Below are 15,817 nucleotides of genomic sequence, written 5' to 3'. Positions count from 1 at the left end.
TTACAACGCTACCAAGAGGCGATCGCATCCTATGATAAGGCTCTGGAGTTGAATCCTGATAAAGACAAAGCCTGGTATAACAAAGCTTGTGCATATAGTTTGCAAAATAATGTTGACTTGGCAATTGAGAACTTAACCCAGGCAATCAATCTAAATCCTGAATATCGAGAGATGGCTAAAACCGACTCGGATTTTGACAATATTCGAGAAAAACCAAATTTTAAATCATTAATTGAGTCAGAATGAAACAAAAAAGCTGATTAACGATTGCGATCTCGAATATCCTTTCACAATTTATGCGAACGTCAGCTCAACGAATTTTCTTTTTGATTAAATTTCCCAAGTTGAACAACGAAGTAATAGGCTTTTCCTTAAATCCCCAAATCCCTAAATCCCTGTTCAGAACTAGTAAATTTTACTCATCGAACTCACGTCCTTCGGTGGTGTGGGATCTAACCACTATTCCCTATTCCCCAAAGCTTAGATTTACTGTACTTCACGAGTAGAAGAATTACGATAGTTAATTCGTCATCACCTTAAGATTAATCCCAACTCTTTTAGCAAACAACATTTTTTGATATTGCAAGAGTAATTGCTTTCTTTTTTCAAGATTACTACGCTGTCCAATCAAAGTTTCCTGCAACATATTTTGGCATTCTTGCTCTTGTAACAACTGCCGCTCCAAAACAAAGCGTTCTCTCGTAGAAGTTGTCACCTCAAGTTGTTCTTGGATTTGTCTCACAGTATGTTCATGTAACAACAACTCTTCTTCCTGTTCGTGAACAATTTTTGTTAGCTGATCCAAATCTTGTTGTAAATCAAGAACTTTATTTTCGATCTCTTCGATCGGGCTATGGTCAATTTTATCTAGATCGAGATCATAATCATCTTCCTTGAGATAAGAGTCTTGTTGGTGGCGCGCAATTGTGTCCCACAAACCATCTTGATTTGTTTCCAAACTTGGTAATGTTTGACCAATATTTTGAACATTATGGGGGACATCTTCGAGAGAATGGTAAGAATAATTATGAGAATCGACCTGAGACTCTACCCCATTAAAGACAATTCCTAAAATATTTTGTCCCGATTGCTCCAAAATCTCTTGGGCAAACTTGACCTCGGAATAATTTACCTGACCTGGCTTGAGGGTAAGCAATACACCATCTGCCATCATCCCCAGAGTTAAAGCATCAGCCGCCTTATTCAAAGCTGGACTATCAATAATAATAAAGTCATAAATCGTCGCACAATGATCTACCAAAGATTTCATCCGTCGGGAATCGAGTAAGGTCACAGGAGAAGGGGGAATCGCCCCAGAAGGAATCAGATCAAGATTGGTGATTACCTGTTGTTTCACAGAATCTAGAGCCTGTTGTTCGGCAATGAAATTGCTTAAACCTGGTTCGGCATAAATATCCCAAATTCGATGTTGGATTGGAGAATGGAGATTGGCATCTATTAGCAAAACTTTTTTGCCCACTTGCGCCATCGCCGAGGCTAAATTGGCGGCAATGCTGGATTTGCCTTCTCCAGAAGTAGAACTAGTAATGACTACTGTGTTGATCTTCTTATCTGAACAGAGGAATTTGAGATTAGAATGCAGGATACGATAGAACTCGCTAATTGCAGAAGTTGGATAATGATTGACGATCGCGATCGGCACAGTACTATCTTCATTCTGAACTGGAAGTTGGGGTAATTTAGCTCGCTCTATTTCAGGAATAATCCCCAGACTGGTATAGCGCAATAATTGCTTGGCATCTTCAACAGTTTTTAGTGATCTATCCATTATTTCTAGAATATAAACCGCCCCGACAGCAGAGATTAAACCTAACAACGCAGAAGCCATATAATTGGCCGAACGAGAATCAATCGGCTTTTGAGGCACTGTTGCATTAGCCAGCACTCTGACATTGCCAATATTTTGATTTTCTGTAATCTGAATATTTTGCAGTTTATTGAGAAGTAAGCTGTAGCTGTCCTGGGAAACTTCTAATTTTCGCTCTAACTGTCGTAACTGAAATCTCAGTTTGGGTAAAATCCTCGCTCTTTGCAGTTGCACCTGTTCGATCTGAGTTAGATATTCCAGTTCTTTGGCTAAACCAATATTATTAGCTTCCAATTTGACTAATTCTAAAGCCAGCTCTTGTTGAATCGTGCCTAATTGAGCATTATTTAACAGATTGTCGCCACGATTGCCCGCAACATTGCCAATCTGTTTTTGTAGTAGCTGTTTTTGCAAAAGAATTTGTTCTTTTAGCTCAATAATCTCAGGATTGACATCGGTAAAACGACTTTGCTTGTCGACCAACTCAGATTCTAGTTGCTGTAATTGTGTTAGAGATTGTTGAACGCTGGAAGATTGATTGACCGCCGTTGCAATTAGGGCATCTTGAGAGGTCATGCCCAATTGACTACTAATAAATCCTGACTGACTACTGGAGTTGGCAAGCTGAGCGCGACTCTCGGCAATATTTTGTCTAATTTGCTGTAGGCTGATTGCGATACTAGCTGATTCTTCTTCGAGGGAAACAATCTGATTGTCTTCTTGGATTTTGAGGATTGATTCTTCTAATTTTTCGAGGGTTGCTTCAGTTGTTGGCAGTTGTTGTTGTAAAAATTCTCTTGCTAATACTGCTTCGCGACGATTGAACTGAGCATTATTATCAATATAGTTACTAACTAAGGTGTTGACGACTTCAGCGGCTCTTTTGGGGTCAGCATCTTGATAGGAAATTCTGAGAATATCTGTCGAGTTAACTTCTCTGACGCTCAGTGATAACAGGAACTTTTCCACTGTTAAGGTCTTGCCTTCTTCATCCTTTAGTTGGAGATCGGCAATTGTTTTTTCGATCAGAGGTTGGGAACGAATAATTTCGGTTTCGGTGGTGATCGGGCTACTGTCTTGAGTTAGACCAGACAACACTCCGAATTCTTTGCCAAGTTCTGTTAAAGAAGAACTGGGATTAATCTCTCGTAACTTTATCTTCGCGATCGCTCTATAGGTTGGTTCCTTAAGGTTGGTGATTACAGCACCTAAGATAAAAATAAATAAAAATATTCCTAATGCCAGGGGAAAACGTTTTTTAAAAATCAGCCAATATTTATATATTGAGATAGAAGGTTGTGAATTTTCCATTTTTATTGTTACTTTTATTTGCCCTGATAAGAGATTTATTTGTCCTGAAACAATGATGCTAAAAAGATTATATTTTTTGATTATTTTTATTATATTGTTCTCAACATAAACAAAGAGGATATTTTAATTCTGACAATAAATCTTTTCAATTTCGACAATAACTTTTTTCAAATCTGTAACAGATAAATTGGAACCCGAAGGCAAACAAAGACCTCGATGAAATAAATCTTCGGCAACTTTTCCACCAATTACTTCGCATTTAGAAAATACTGGTTGCAAATGTAAAGGCTTCCACACAGGACGACTTTCAATATTTTGAGCTGCTAAATGTAAACGGATTGTTTCTTGATCTACTTTGGCCAGATTGGGATCTACGGTAAAACAGGTTAGCCATCTCGTATGAGTACCGTAGTGAGCTTCGGGCATAAATTCTAGACCTGGCAGATGGGCTAGAGCTTGTTGATAGATTTCAAAATTGCGTCTTCTAGCCTCAACTCGCTGTTGGAGAACTCGCAATTGACCGCGACCAATTCCTGCCAAAATATTACTCAGACGGTAGTTATAACCAATTTCTGAATGTTGATAATGGGCGGCGGCATCCCTAGCTTGAGTTGCTAAAAAACGAGCTTTTTCAATTAGTTTTTGATCATCGGAGATAAGCATCCCACCACCAGATGTGGTGATAATTTTATTGCCATTAAAGGAGAAAATTCCCAATTTACCAAAGGTTCCCGGCGATTTTCCTTTATAGCTTGCGCCTAAAGCTTCCGCGGCATCTTCGATTAGGGGAATATCATACTCATTGCATAGCGAGACAATCGGATCGAGATCGGCGGCTTGCCCATAGAGATGGACTAGGATGACGGCTTTGGGTAATTTGTTTATTTTTGCTCGCTGCTTTAGGGTGTCTCGTAGCAGATCAGGATTCATGTTCCAGGAGTCGCGATCGCTATCGATAAAGACTGGTTTAGCTCCCAGGTAGTTTATGGGGCTAGCACTAGCAATAAAGGTTAGGGTGGAACAAAAAACTTCGTCTCCCGGTTCGACTCCTACAAGCCGAAGAGCTAGGTGCAAGGCTGCTGTGCCGGAGCTTAATGCAGCGGCATATTTACTACCAATTTCCTGACAAAATTCTGCTTCAAAAGCATTAATATGAGGACCAACGGGAGCAATCCAATTGGTGCTAAAGGCTTCTTTGACGAATTCTAGTTCTTGTTCTCCCATGTGGGGAGTTGACAATAAAATTGATTTATTTTTCATCTGTTTTTAATTACTAAGAAATGAACAATTACTGTTTCATGTCTACTGTTAAAGGAGCGCGATAGGCTGGGAAAAAATTAGATTGTTTTAATTCATCAACAGCAATATTGTGAGATCTAGCCTTTAAGTCAACTAAATAATCATATTTTTCTTGGTCAATAATTAAGCGCAAGGTATAAAAAGGGTGCCTGAGTTTAGAAAAACCAGCTTTAAATTTATAAACACTATCTTCTGAACCGCCTACTCCACCACCCAAATGAAGATATTGGTAGCCTTGTTCTTTCGCCCACCAGCGCATAGCGTCAAGTTCTAAAATACTAGGAGATTGCCTGACAAAATTATTACTAATGCCGCCAAAAGCTGCTTGAACAATACCGCCACATTCTGTATATAATCCTGCTGATGCTGGTTCGCCTGATTCAGATTGGACTAAACATAAATATAGGCGATCGCTCATCTCAGAATCCATTTGCTGAAAATATTCGCTATTAAAAGAATAGTAAATATCTTGGGCAATAACTCTTGCCATTGTTTCTTCATATAGTTGGCAAAATACATCAAGTCTTTGGGATAATTTGGTGATTTTTGTGGTTAAGCCAAACCTTTTTGTACAACGATTTATTTTATTGCGGTGGTTAGATTTAGTATTACTCCAAATTTCTTCTTTAGGTAGCTTCAAATCAATAGATACAGTTGTGCCATTTGCAAATAAAGCATCAGCAGCAAATATATTGTGCCAGTTTTCATTGAGAATTGGATGCAATCTAAAAAATGCTGAACAAATATTTTGTTCTTGTAAGGAATGACGAAATTTTTCTAAAGCTAAACCACAAAAATTATGATCTTCTTTGGCAGCTTCACTTAGAAGAATTCCAGGATAGCCATAGGGCGAAATTACATCAAGAATTTCCTTGTCTGTCTTAAGAATATTTTGGCAAGAACGGATTAGATAAGGAACAAAAAATATTTTTTGTTCATCAATAGCTAAGAAAGCTTGGGGGATACTATTAGATCTTTTACCTTCTAAAGCAACATATTCTGGCAATTGATATATATCATGTTTGATTAGAGTTAAAATCTCTCTCCATTGATTAGAATTAGTTGTTAAAATATCAAAGTACATAATTATTTATTTTGAATTTCAATATTAATATTACTTTCTGAGCAGAAATTTGCTCGTGGGATTAAAACAAATCATTAGGAAAATAAGCAACTGACTAAATTTATTTATTTTGACTATTACTTGACCATAATACTGGAAAAATTTTGGGGTCAGTATAATCAGGTAAACCGCTAGTTTGCTTGCGACAAAGACGATCTAGAAAGTGATGAATTTGTTTTCCATTATTCCAGAATTCTTGATAGCGATTATCTTTATCTTGAAGGGATACAAGAATCGCCAGACGAGAAGAGTCACTTGTATTGGAATAACTACCATGAACCAATAACCCATCGTGAAAACTTATTTGTCCTTTTTTAAGAACAATAGGAATTTTTTTGACTTCTTTTCCTTGTTTAGTAAATTTTGCTTCAATTTGTTGATGATTATCCTGATTAAAAGACCGCATATGTTCATTTCCTTGCCATTTATGGCTGCGATCTATAACTACTAAAGGCCCCTGCTTTTCTGTAACATCATGAAGAGGAATCCAGGCACCTAAAAGTTTTTTAGAAGTAGAATTGGACACATAAGAGCTATCAATATGCCAACCAACTTTACTATTATTGGTTTTGGGCGTAGGTTCTTTCGTAATTATCTGGTCTTGCCAAAGTCTGATCTCAGAAGTTTTAGCTAATCTTCCAGCGATCGCACCAAGAATTGGATTTAAAGTCAATTGACAAAATGCTTTTTTCTGTAGAGAAATATGTTCATTATTTCGAATTAGTCCTCCATCTTCTTTTTTCCAGTTTCCATAGCCATCTTCATAGGGGAGATTGGTATCTTTTATACCTTGGTAAAATTCTTGACTTACCTGATAAATCTTATCTATTAGTTCATCGGAGAAAACTTTTTTAGTGATAAACCAACCATGTTCTTGAAAAAAAGTTACATCTTCTGCCGTTGGTAATAATCTTAGTTGTTCCGCAGACAAAGAAAAGTTCAATTCTTTTAGTACTGATGATAAATTAAGAGGTTGAGTAGTCAGTCTAGTCATAATAGAAGCCTATATAAAAAAATTGTATAAATTTACAACTTCCTTGCCCTTAAATAGCAAGAAAGATCAAGAAATTTTTTTGTGCTAGGGAGTAAATTGATTAAGTATTTTAAAAACACAAAAAATATCTGTCAAATCATATCTTTGGTCGGTGGGAATAGTTAAAATTTCTTCTGATAAAGCTATTGCATCTGGCTCATCAAAACTTACTCCGTCATAAGGTTGTCGCCAATGAATTGCCGGGAAAATATTAGAGCTAATTAAATATTGTCGCAAACTATCTCTGATCTCTGGGCTTTGACAAATAATAATGCTGTTAAAAGGAACAGTATCTTCTGCCCAAGTTTCAAATAAAGGTTTCCAGTAAAGACTTGGTTGATTGAGACTAAGGTGAATAAATTTGCGGATATTATCTGCTCTTTTTTGGCGAAAATTCCTAATATTGAGCAAAGGAAAAATATTTCTCGTAAAAGTAGAAACAACCGAATTGCTTTCATCATCTAATTGATTTTGACCATCGATACTTAAACGAAGATAATCTTCTTTATTAATTGTCATTCCATTCAGATAAGCCCTTTTTAAAACCATGCTAGTTAGTCGTAGATTTGCTCCAGAAGATTCTAAACCAAGGGGCTCAGGTAGAGCTAAATTCTGGGGTGACCAAAGGATTCCACCATCGGGAATCGGTAAAGTTTTATGCAAAGAAGAAACCGCATAATCGGCAGTACTATTTTTTGCCCAAGGAGAGAATGGATCGTGCGTATGGTCTTCAATTAAAACAACATTTTGATTTTCTTGTTGCCATTTTGTCCAAGGTTTTTGGCTTTTAATCCCAAATAAATTGACGGCTATTACTAAATCCCCAGGTTTTGCTCTAAGAGTAGCAAAATCGGGGTGAGATTCATAAGGCAGATCTCGATAGCAACAAACTTCAAAAGCAGTTTTTAATTTGCGTACTAGACTCATGCAATAAAAAGCAGGAACATGAATCTTTAAAGTTGGAGTCTTTTTTTTTTGTAGTAGTATTTTGAGAGCCAAAATACTGGCAGTTGCTGTAGAAAATAATTGATATTTTTTCGGCAGCCAAAATAATGATGGTGCAGACATCAATAAGTCTGCTGTCGAATAATCAAAATCTGAACCAATTTCCCATCTTTTCATCTTTTAAATTTAAATATTCACTACTTTTATTGCGTACCAAAAAATTCTTCTCCTGTAGCTTGACCATTTTGACTGACATCTTCTCGCTTAAGCACTATTAAAACAGTTAACAAAAGAATCTTGATGTCTAACCATAAACTCCAATGGTCTATATACCAAATATCTAAGGCAAATTTTTTTTCCCAATTCCCATCCAATTGGCGACGACCATTAACTTGTGCCCATCCTGTAATTCCTGGAATCACTTCATGACGGCGTGCTTGTGCTGGTGTGTAGCGCTCTAAATATCTGACTAATAAAGGACGAGGCCCCACAAAACTCATATCTCCTTTCAAGACATTCCATAATTGAGGTAATTCGTCCAAGCTAGACTTACGAAGCAACTCACCCAATTTGGTCAAACGCTGTTCGTCAGGAAGCAATTCTCCTTGGTCATCTTCTTCTTCGGTCATGGTACGGAATTTATAAAATTTGAAGATGCGGCCATTTTTTCCTGGGCGATCTTGGGAAAAAACCACAGGACTTCCCATATTAATTGCTACTGCGATCGCAACTAGTAGAATTAGGGGCGATAGCAGGATCAACGCGATCACACCCATCAAGCGATCCATCAGCCATTTAATTAATCTTTGTATTTTCATTTTGTTACTAACAATTAGCTAGCAGCCAATAACTTTTAATTTTATATTGACAGTAAACTAATTTTTTTAGTATGAAGAATAGCTGAATTTTCCTGACAATAATTTTACAATATGTATATATTTGGACTTATTTATTACTTAGAACAAGAATTTATTAAGGGATAAAAGTTCTATTAATTAAACAATAGAAAACTATCCAATTTATCTTTAGCAAATAACAAAATTGCTTGCATAATTATGTAAATTTGGCCAGCTAATCTAATTTCAAACCTTATAGTATGAGCGATACCAGTGAACAAAACGCTCAATACCTACTTCAATCGAGGTATTCGGTTTAAAGCCAACATCTTGGACTAAGGCATCTACATCAGCATAAGTAACAGGAACATCACCAGGTTGAATTGGTAGCAAATTTTTCTCTGCTTTGATCCCCAAACAATTTTCCAAAACTTCAATAAAATCCATTAATTCAATGGGCTGATTATTGCCAATATTGTAATTTCTATAGGGCGCGTAACTGGTAGCAGAATCAGGAGAATGTCCCGACCAATTAGGATTAGATTGAGCAACATGATCAATAACGCGAATTACACCCTCGATAATATCGTCAATGTAGGTAAAATCTCGTTTCATCTTGCCATAATTAAACACATTAATTGGCTTTCCTTCTAAAATCGCTTTAGTGAAGAGAAACAATGCCATATCTGGACGACCCCAAGGTCCGTAAACAGTAAAAAAACGCAATCCAGTGGTGGGCAAACCATACAAATTACTGTAGGAATGAGCCATTAATTCGTTAGCTTTTTTGCTAGCAGCATACAAACTCATAGGATGGTCAACATTATCGTGAACCGAGAAGGGAATTTTCTTATTGGCACCATAAACCGAGCTGGAAGAAGCAAATACTAAATGCTCGATATTGTTATGGCGACAACCTTCTAGTATATTGACAAATCCCACCAAATTACTATCAACATAAGCATAGGGATTTTTGACCGAATAGCGTACCCCGGCTTGAGCGGCCAAGTTAACGACTTTCTCAAAACCTGATTGAGCGAATAGTTGAGTGATGCCTTCACGGTCCCCTAAATCAAGGAGATGAAAGCTAAAGTTTGCTTGTGAGCTAAGCTGCTCTAGACGAGCTTTTTTCAAGGTGACATCATAGTAATTATTGAGATTATCCAACCCAACAACTTCATCCCCTCGTTCCAGTAAACTTTGAGTCAGATGAAAACCAATAAACCCAGCAGCACCGGTCACTAGTATTTTCGCCATAATTTTTTCTCTTGATAATTAATCATTTAAAGTATTAATATAGAGTCTTTGATATTGAGCAACTATCGCATCGAGAGAATAATGCTTGATAACTTTTTGACGTGCCTTAGCACCTAAAGCTTTTCTCCCTTCTGCCCCAAGCAAAATCAATTCCTGGCAACTATCAGCTAAGGCTTGAGGGTTTTTAGGTGGTACGATTTTTCCTGTCTCGCCAATAATGGCAGCAGAATCACCAACATCCGTTGCTACACAAGGTACTTCGCAAGCCATTGCTTCTCCAATAATATTGGGAAAGGCTTCCCCAAAGTAAGAAGAAGAAGTAGCTATATCCAAAGCAGAAGTTAGACGCGAGATATCTTGTCTTTCGCCTAATAAATGAAGTTTATCTCCTATATTTAATGTGTTGATTAATTTGCTTAGCTGATAATTATTTCCATCCACTTCCGTACCAACTAAAACAAAATGTAATTGGGGAAAATTTTGCAGCAATAGGGCAGCTGCGCGAAGAAAACTATCGTGATCCTTCATGGGATGATAGCGACAGATACGACCAATGAGAAAGGTCTCTTCCGCTAAACCCAATTCTTTTCTAAGACTGAGACGGTTATCAGAAGATGGTTGAAATAGGTTAATATCGAAACCATTGGGAACGACAACTGTTTTATGAGATTTATAGCCCAGCTTTTGATGTTGAGTTGCACTTGTTTGGGAATTATAAATAATTTTACTAGGAAAATTAGATATTTTATTCAATAATCTGATAATGGCAGCAGTACCTTTTTTTTCGTAATCTAAAGAGTAGAGAGAATGACGAATATTCCATAATACTGGTATAGATTTAAAGGCTAAAAATTGAGCTAGTTGGGCAGCAAAACTAGCGTGATACATCCACCCCTGAATAATATCTGGTTGCTCTTGGCGTACTAAACTAATTAATTTAGTGAATTTCTGGAGGCTAAGTTTCCCTCTAGCAATTTCTAAGGTATGGACAGGAATATCTAGGGCCATAATGCGATCGCCAAAACTATCTTTTCCCATCAAGGAAATTACATAGGGATCAAATTTAGTGCGATCTATTCTAGACAGAAGTTTATAGAGCATCATTTCTGCTCCCCCCGTGCCTAAACCCGTGCTAATAAATAAAATTTTTATCATATTTTTTTTTAATTTTTTAAATTATTTATTTTTCGGCGTTGCTGAATCCAGATATGAATTCGTTTCGCGCAAAGGCGCAAAGACGCAAAGAAAGAAGCAAAGAAGATTAGTACAAAATTCTTTCATGTTTTAAATCAGCAACGCCTATTTTTCAAAGCGTGATTGTATAATTCGGCGTAGGTTCGCACGATCTTGTTACTATCGTACTCAGCTATTTTACTTTGACTCCGTTGACCTATTTGGACAGCTGCATCGGTATTGTCCACAATATAAGCCATAGCTTGAGCTAATGCCTTAATATCTCCCACTTCTACTAATAAACCGCAATTATCAGCCAATAAATCTTTAATACCGCGAATATTGGTGCCAATTACAGGAGTTCCTATCGATAGAGACTCTAGAATACTGCGGGGTAATCCTTCTTGTTGAGAAGTGAGGATAGTGGCATTACTAGCACTAATTAATCTGGGAATATCGGAGCGAAATCCTAAAAAATGAACCTGCTTTTCTAAACCCAATTTGATGGTTAACTGTGCTATTTCTGCCTGGAGATCGCCATTTCCAGCCAAAGCTAAATGAATATCTGGACGATTTAATTTGTTTAAAGCTTGGAGAATATCGGAATGCCGTTTGCGAGGGATAAATTCAGCTATGCACAATAGTAAAGAATCTGTTGGTGCAAGTTTTAATTCATCCCTAACAGAGGCAATTTCGGCAGCGGACAAATTTTGATGATTGTAATGATTAATATCCAAGCCGATACCAGGAGTATAGTAAATATTTTCTGGATCTAAAAAGCGATGTTTTTTAGCTGCTGCTTCGTCTTCTCGATTAATAGTTATTAGACAGTCAGTCCAGTTGCCCGCGAGTTTTTCTAACCCAAGAAAGATAGAATTTTTAATGGGGTTTCCTGCGGGATGAAAATGGAACCCATGGGCAGTATAAAATACCAAAGGATGTTCTTTTCCCTGTCGATTTTTGAGGGCATAGCGAGTTACAAAAGCAGCAACTGGAGTATGTACGTGGACTAGATCGTAATTGCCCTGAGCCACTACTTCTTGAACTCTTGGGACTGCAACCAAAAGATTTCTGAAGTCTAAAGGATTGCGCGACCATTCTACATCCCAACAGCGATCGCATTCGTCAAGGCAAACGGCATCTTGGCTAATGTCTTGAGCCATCCCATCAACTCGCCAACCCAAAGCGCGAAAATATCTAATAAATGGCAGCAAAAAGGCTTCAATAGTGTCTGGTATTGTGGCAACAATTAATAATCGTTGGGGAATTGAGAGCGAAGAATTCATAGTTAGTGATGATTGTAGGAAGTAATAAATTTAATTTCAGCTTGTTTCTAAAACTTTTAGAAATGCCTCTTTGCTGGCTAGAGCTAATTGATTAATTGAAAAGCGATCGACAATTTGCTGACGAATATTGGGCTTGTTATTGCCGTTAGCGACAATTAACTCCTCAATGGCCTTAGCTAATGCTGGAGAGTTTTGTGCTGGAACAACTTTGCCAAAATCACCGACAATCCAAGCTGAGTCCCCCACATCAGTAACGACACAAGGAGTATTGCAAGCCATCGCCTCGCCAATAACATTGCCAAATCCTTCTCCATGGGCAGAAGCTGAAACCACGATATCTAAAGCTTCACAGACAGCAGGGATATCCGATCTGCCTCCAGTCCAAACCAATTGATCTCCTAATCCTAATTCTTCGCCTAAGCGGTACATTGCCTGCTGATATTCTGCTCCCCCTTCGTCTGCACCAATGCAAAAAAACCGTAGATTTTTTCGTTCACCTGCCAGCATTGCGGCTGCTCGCAGAAAATTAGGATGATCTTTTTTCGGGTTAACTCTACCAATTATTCCAATAGCAATGGTTTCAGGTGAAAGTCCCCATTCTTCTCTGACTTTGGTTCGGCCTACTGGGTCCGGTTGAAAACGCTTGGTATCAATACCATTGGGAATGACAATAGTTTTATCAGCTGGAAATCCCTGGCTAAGGCGATATTTTTTGCCAGCATGAGAATTGGCAACGATCAGATCGGGAAACTGGCTCATAAAGTTTTCGAGCAAGGCAAGGGAAAAACCCAACCAATCTTTATTATTATTGTCGAGATTATTGGTGTCGAGAGGATTAGAATCTCGGATACCCCAAATAATTTTAGTTCTAGGAAGAAAAGGCTTGAAAAAGATGCTGAATAAATTAGGTATGGAAAGATAACTATGTAAAATATCAGGGTTAATTCTTTGTAAATATCTCAACAAACGCCAATAAAAACCAATTAAGTCCCAGCGACCTTTTTTGGTGATGCAAGACAAAATTACCTCTGCATCTTTTAAATCTTGTTCTAACGGTCCATCGGGATAGTAATGCAAAACATAAACCTCAAAAATCTCTTTGTCAATCGCTTTAGCTAGAGCCAAGAGTTGTCTTTGTGCTCCACCATAGGTCAGATCGCTGATTAAAAAAACTAATTTTTTCTTCATTATTGAAATCATCAAAACAATATTAATTATTTAAGTTAATTAAAGTGGATTTTAGGTCTTAAAAGATATTTTCATGCCAAAACAAAGGAGAAAAAAAATTGAGCTTAAAACCCAAAAGTTACCGAATATAAAAATCCGGGGATCTCCTGCTGAGAAAAAATTTACCCAAGATAAAGCTGTTGCGACATAAAGACAAGGTATCCAGTAAATTTTAAATAAATGACGGTAAAAAACAGTATGTAAATAACGACCAATCCAGCCGTAGCTGAAACTAAAAAGTATGATGCCAATCCAAGACCAGCTATAAACACAGGAAGCAATAAATCCAGTGGGAATAGTGTAACTAGGGTTAATTTGATCCAGCAGATATTGTGTATTTTCTAAAGAAACAGGTTCGGGAATAATAATATTGAATAATCTTTCAGGAATAATCACCGACGCGATCGCAATATACCAATCACTAAATAGACGTATTGGTTCGGAACTATTAAATGCTGCGTATAAAGAAACAAAGGGATAGCTAAAAATAGCAAGCAAATATTCTGAAATAGAGGTACTACTCCCATATTCAACAGCAGATTCTTGAAATCTTGTCAGTATTTCCTGATATCCTTCAGTAATGCCAGAAAGGCTGTAAAATAGCTTTTTTCCATAGAGAATAAAAGTTATTAGCAAACCCATCAGAGGCAGCATAATTTGTAATGACCATCTTTTTTTTAAAATTACATAAGTTAGATAAAAATTGGCCAGAGCTAAAATTGCACTGCCTCGCGAACCAGCTAAAGATATGGAGACAAAAGAAGAAACTGCTCCAATTAGAAAAAAACTCCAAACTTTCAACTTACTTTTAGTTACTTTTTTGATAAATAAAAAGCTGATAAATAAATAAGTAGCAAAAAAATTATAGTAGATTAATCTCACAAAAAAACCAAGACTCTTACCAGTTTTTGCCCCTGATCGAATAGCATGAGATGCAGAAATTGCATTAACAATACCGCCATATTGACTAGTATAAGAATATAAAGAAATACAACCAAGAAATAGTAAGCAAAAGGCAATTATCAAAATAGTTTTATCACTGCGGCTAACAATTACTAATTGGCTGGCAAATTTTTGAGCAGATGAGCTGTAGTAGCCTAACAAAACGAGAAAATAAGTTACATAGATTGCCAAAGGTACTTGCCAAGTATATTGTAAGGTATAGGTATTAAGCTTTTGAATTCCTAATGAAATATGCCCTACCATACCTGGATGTAAATTGGTTATAAACCACCCAGGCATTAGATAAAGCAAGATAAAAAAGAGATTAAACAGACTGAAAAAGTCAAATTTACTGTCTTTGGGACGGACTAATTCCAAGACAATAATAAAAAGTAAAAATCCCAGATAAGAGATGGCAATCATAATATTATTCTCTAGTATTTAATAGTTATTATTTATAAGACATAAATAATTCCTCCCAGCGATCAAGAATATTCTGAAGTTCAAAACGACCTAATCCTTGTTGAGCTTTCTCGATAAACTGCTGTCGTTTATCAGGACGAGACATCAAAGTTGCCATTGCCTGAGCCAAAGCATCAACATTTGTCACTGGAACTAATAACCCACTAATGTCATCTTGAATGATTTCACTCGGTCCACTGGGACAGTCGGTGGAAATTACTGGTAGACCACAAGCCATTGCTTCAATAATGACGTTGCCAAAACCTTCGTAGCGTGAAGAAAGCACAAATAATTGACCTCTTCGGAGTAAGGGAAATGGGTTAGCAATTAATCCTGGCATAACTACTTGTTGCCCCAATCCCAATTCGGTTTTTAGTTGTTCTAGCTCACCTCGCAATTCCCCCTCTCCTAGAATCAAAAGCTGCCAATTAGAATACTGCTGCGCAATTCGAGCAAATGCCTGTAATAAAACGTCAAACGCTTTTTGCTCGGTTAATCTACCCATTGCTATCAGCCATTGTTTCTCCGGATTGAATTCTGGGGGAATTGCGACGTCTTCAGCAGTTTGGGATGTAACTGCTAGGGGATTATAAATTACCTCTCTTTTAGCTGGAGGCATCCAGTCAAAATAAGCATCTACGCCTTTGCTAGTACTAACTACTTTGCTTGCTAGAGGGTAAACCCAACTGCGGAGTTGATTCCAAACAGGACTTACTTTGGTACTTTGAGGATGATTCTGCTCGCTTACTATAACAGGACATTTGCTGCCAATTAAAGCAAGTAGAGTTAAAACATTAGTCTTATAGAGATAAGAAATTACTAGATCTGGCTCAAGAGAGTTAATAGATTTTCTCAGAATGCGCAAGCGATTAAGATTATTTGAGATCGCTGCAATCGGATTTGAAGATTTACCATCAATGCCTAAAGGAACTCTTGTGACTTGCTCTGACAGTTGGTAAAAATCGGTTGATTCGGGAAAAATAGTTACGAGACTTACCTGATGATCTCTGGTGACTAAACCTTCAGCAAGTAAAACAGCTGCTCGTTCAGCACCGCCTCCAGAAAGAGAATTTATAACAATCGTAATACGCATAA

The 15,817-nt window shown here is 37.3% G+C and carries 13 protein-coding genes; 1 reads left to right on the top strand and 12 read right to left on the bottom strand.

The window, feature by feature from the left end:
- A partial coding sequence (locus tag XEN7305_RS08855; protein WP_006509058.1) for a tetratricopeptide repeat protein occupies positions 1–246 on the top strand: 246 nt, incomplete at its 5' end.
- Between the two features lie 274 nt (positions 247–520).
- Here XEN7305_RS08855 and XEN7305_RS08850 read toward each other — a convergent pair.
- The 12 genes from XEN7305_RS08850 to XEN7305_RS08795 form a co-directional block, all read right to left on the bottom strand.
- Positions 521–3,139 carry a polysaccharide biosynthesis tyrosine autokinase gene (locus tag XEN7305_RS08850; protein ID WP_006509057.1) on the bottom strand — a complete coding sequence of 873 codons (2,619 nt, stop codon included), beginning with the start codon at positions 3,137–3,139 and terminating at the stop codon, positions 521–523.
- A 123-nt stretch (positions 3,140–3,262) separates the two neighbouring features.
- On the bottom strand, positions 3,263–4,399 hold the full coding sequence (locus XEN7305_RS08845) for a DegT/DnrJ/EryC1/StrS aminotransferase family protein (RefSeq protein WP_071591335.1): 1,137 nt from the start codon (positions 4,397–4,399) through the stop codon (positions 3,263–3,265).
- A gap of 28 nt (positions 4,400–4,427) precedes the next feature.
- A complete protein-coding gene (locus XEN7305_RS08840) occupies positions 4,428–5,522 on the bottom strand; it encodes a GNAT family N-acetyltransferase (protein ID WP_006509055.1) in 1,095 nt (364 codons plus the stop codon).
- A gap of 100 nt (positions 5,523–5,622) precedes the next feature.
- A complete protein-coding gene (locus XEN7305_RS08835) occupies positions 5,623–6,555 on the bottom strand; it encodes a phytanoyl-CoA dioxygenase family protein (protein WP_006509054.1) in 933 nt (310 codons plus the stop codon).
- An 84-nt stretch (positions 6,556–6,639) separates the two neighbouring features.
- Positions 6,640–7,716, bottom strand: a complete 1,077-nt coding sequence (locus tag XEN7305_RS08830; protein WP_006509053.1) for a hypothetical protein — start codon at positions 7,714–7,716, stop codon at positions 6,640–6,642.
- A 26-nt stretch (positions 7,717–7,742) separates the two neighbouring features.
- Positions 7,743–8,357 carry a sugar transferase gene (locus XEN7305_RS08825; RefSeq protein WP_006509052.1) on the bottom strand — a complete coding sequence of 205 codons (615 nt, stop codon included), beginning with the start codon at positions 8,355–8,357 and terminating at the stop codon, positions 7,743–7,745.
- Positions 8,358–8,621: 264 nt separating this feature from the next.
- Positions 8,622–9,632: an NAD-dependent epimerase gene (locus XEN7305_RS08820; RefSeq protein WP_006509051.1), complete on the bottom strand. Its 1,011-nt coding sequence runs from the start codon at positions 9,630–9,632 to the stop codon at positions 8,622–8,624.
- A gap of 18 nt (positions 9,633–9,650) precedes the next feature.
- Positions 9,651–10,787: a glycosyltransferase gene (locus tag XEN7305_RS08815; protein ID WP_006509050.1), complete on the bottom strand. Its 1,137-nt coding sequence runs from the start codon at positions 10,785–10,787 to the stop codon at positions 9,651–9,653.
- Positions 10,788–10,921: 134 nt separating this feature from the next.
- Positions 10,922–12,091 carry a glycosyltransferase family 4 protein gene (locus tag XEN7305_RS08810; protein ID WP_006509049.1) on the bottom strand — a complete coding sequence of 390 codons (1,170 nt, stop codon included), beginning with the start codon at positions 12,089–12,091 and terminating at the stop codon, positions 10,922–10,924.
- A 36-nt stretch (positions 12,092–12,127) separates the two neighbouring features.
- The gene (locus XEN7305_RS08805) at positions 12,128–13,279 is read right to left on the bottom strand and encodes a glycosyltransferase (protein WP_006509048.1); all 1,152 of its coding nucleotides are present in this window, start codon (positions 13,277–13,279) and stop codon (positions 12,128–12,130) included.
- A gap of 51 nt (positions 13,280–13,330) precedes the next feature.
- Positions 13,331–14,683, bottom strand: coding sequence for an O-antigen polymerase (locus tag XEN7305_RS08800; protein ID WP_006509047.1), 1,353 nt, complete (start codon positions 14,681–14,683; stop codon positions 13,331–13,333).
- A 28-nt stretch (positions 14,684–14,711) separates the two neighbouring features.
- The gene (locus tag XEN7305_RS08795; protein ID WP_006509046.1) at positions 14,712–15,815 is read right to left on the bottom strand and encodes a glycosyltransferase family 4 protein; all 1,104 of its coding nucleotides are present in this window, start codon (positions 15,813–15,815) and stop codon (positions 14,712–14,714) included.
- Positions 15,816–15,817 lie beyond the last annotated feature (2 nt).

It is taken from the genome of Xenococcus sp. PCC 7305 (genome assembly GCF_000332055.1).
Taxonomy (GTDB): domain Bacteria; phylum Cyanobacteriota; class Cyanobacteriia; order Cyanobacteriales; family Xenococcaceae; genus Xenococcus.
This window is presented reverse-complemented; position numbering and strand designations above follow the sequence as displayed.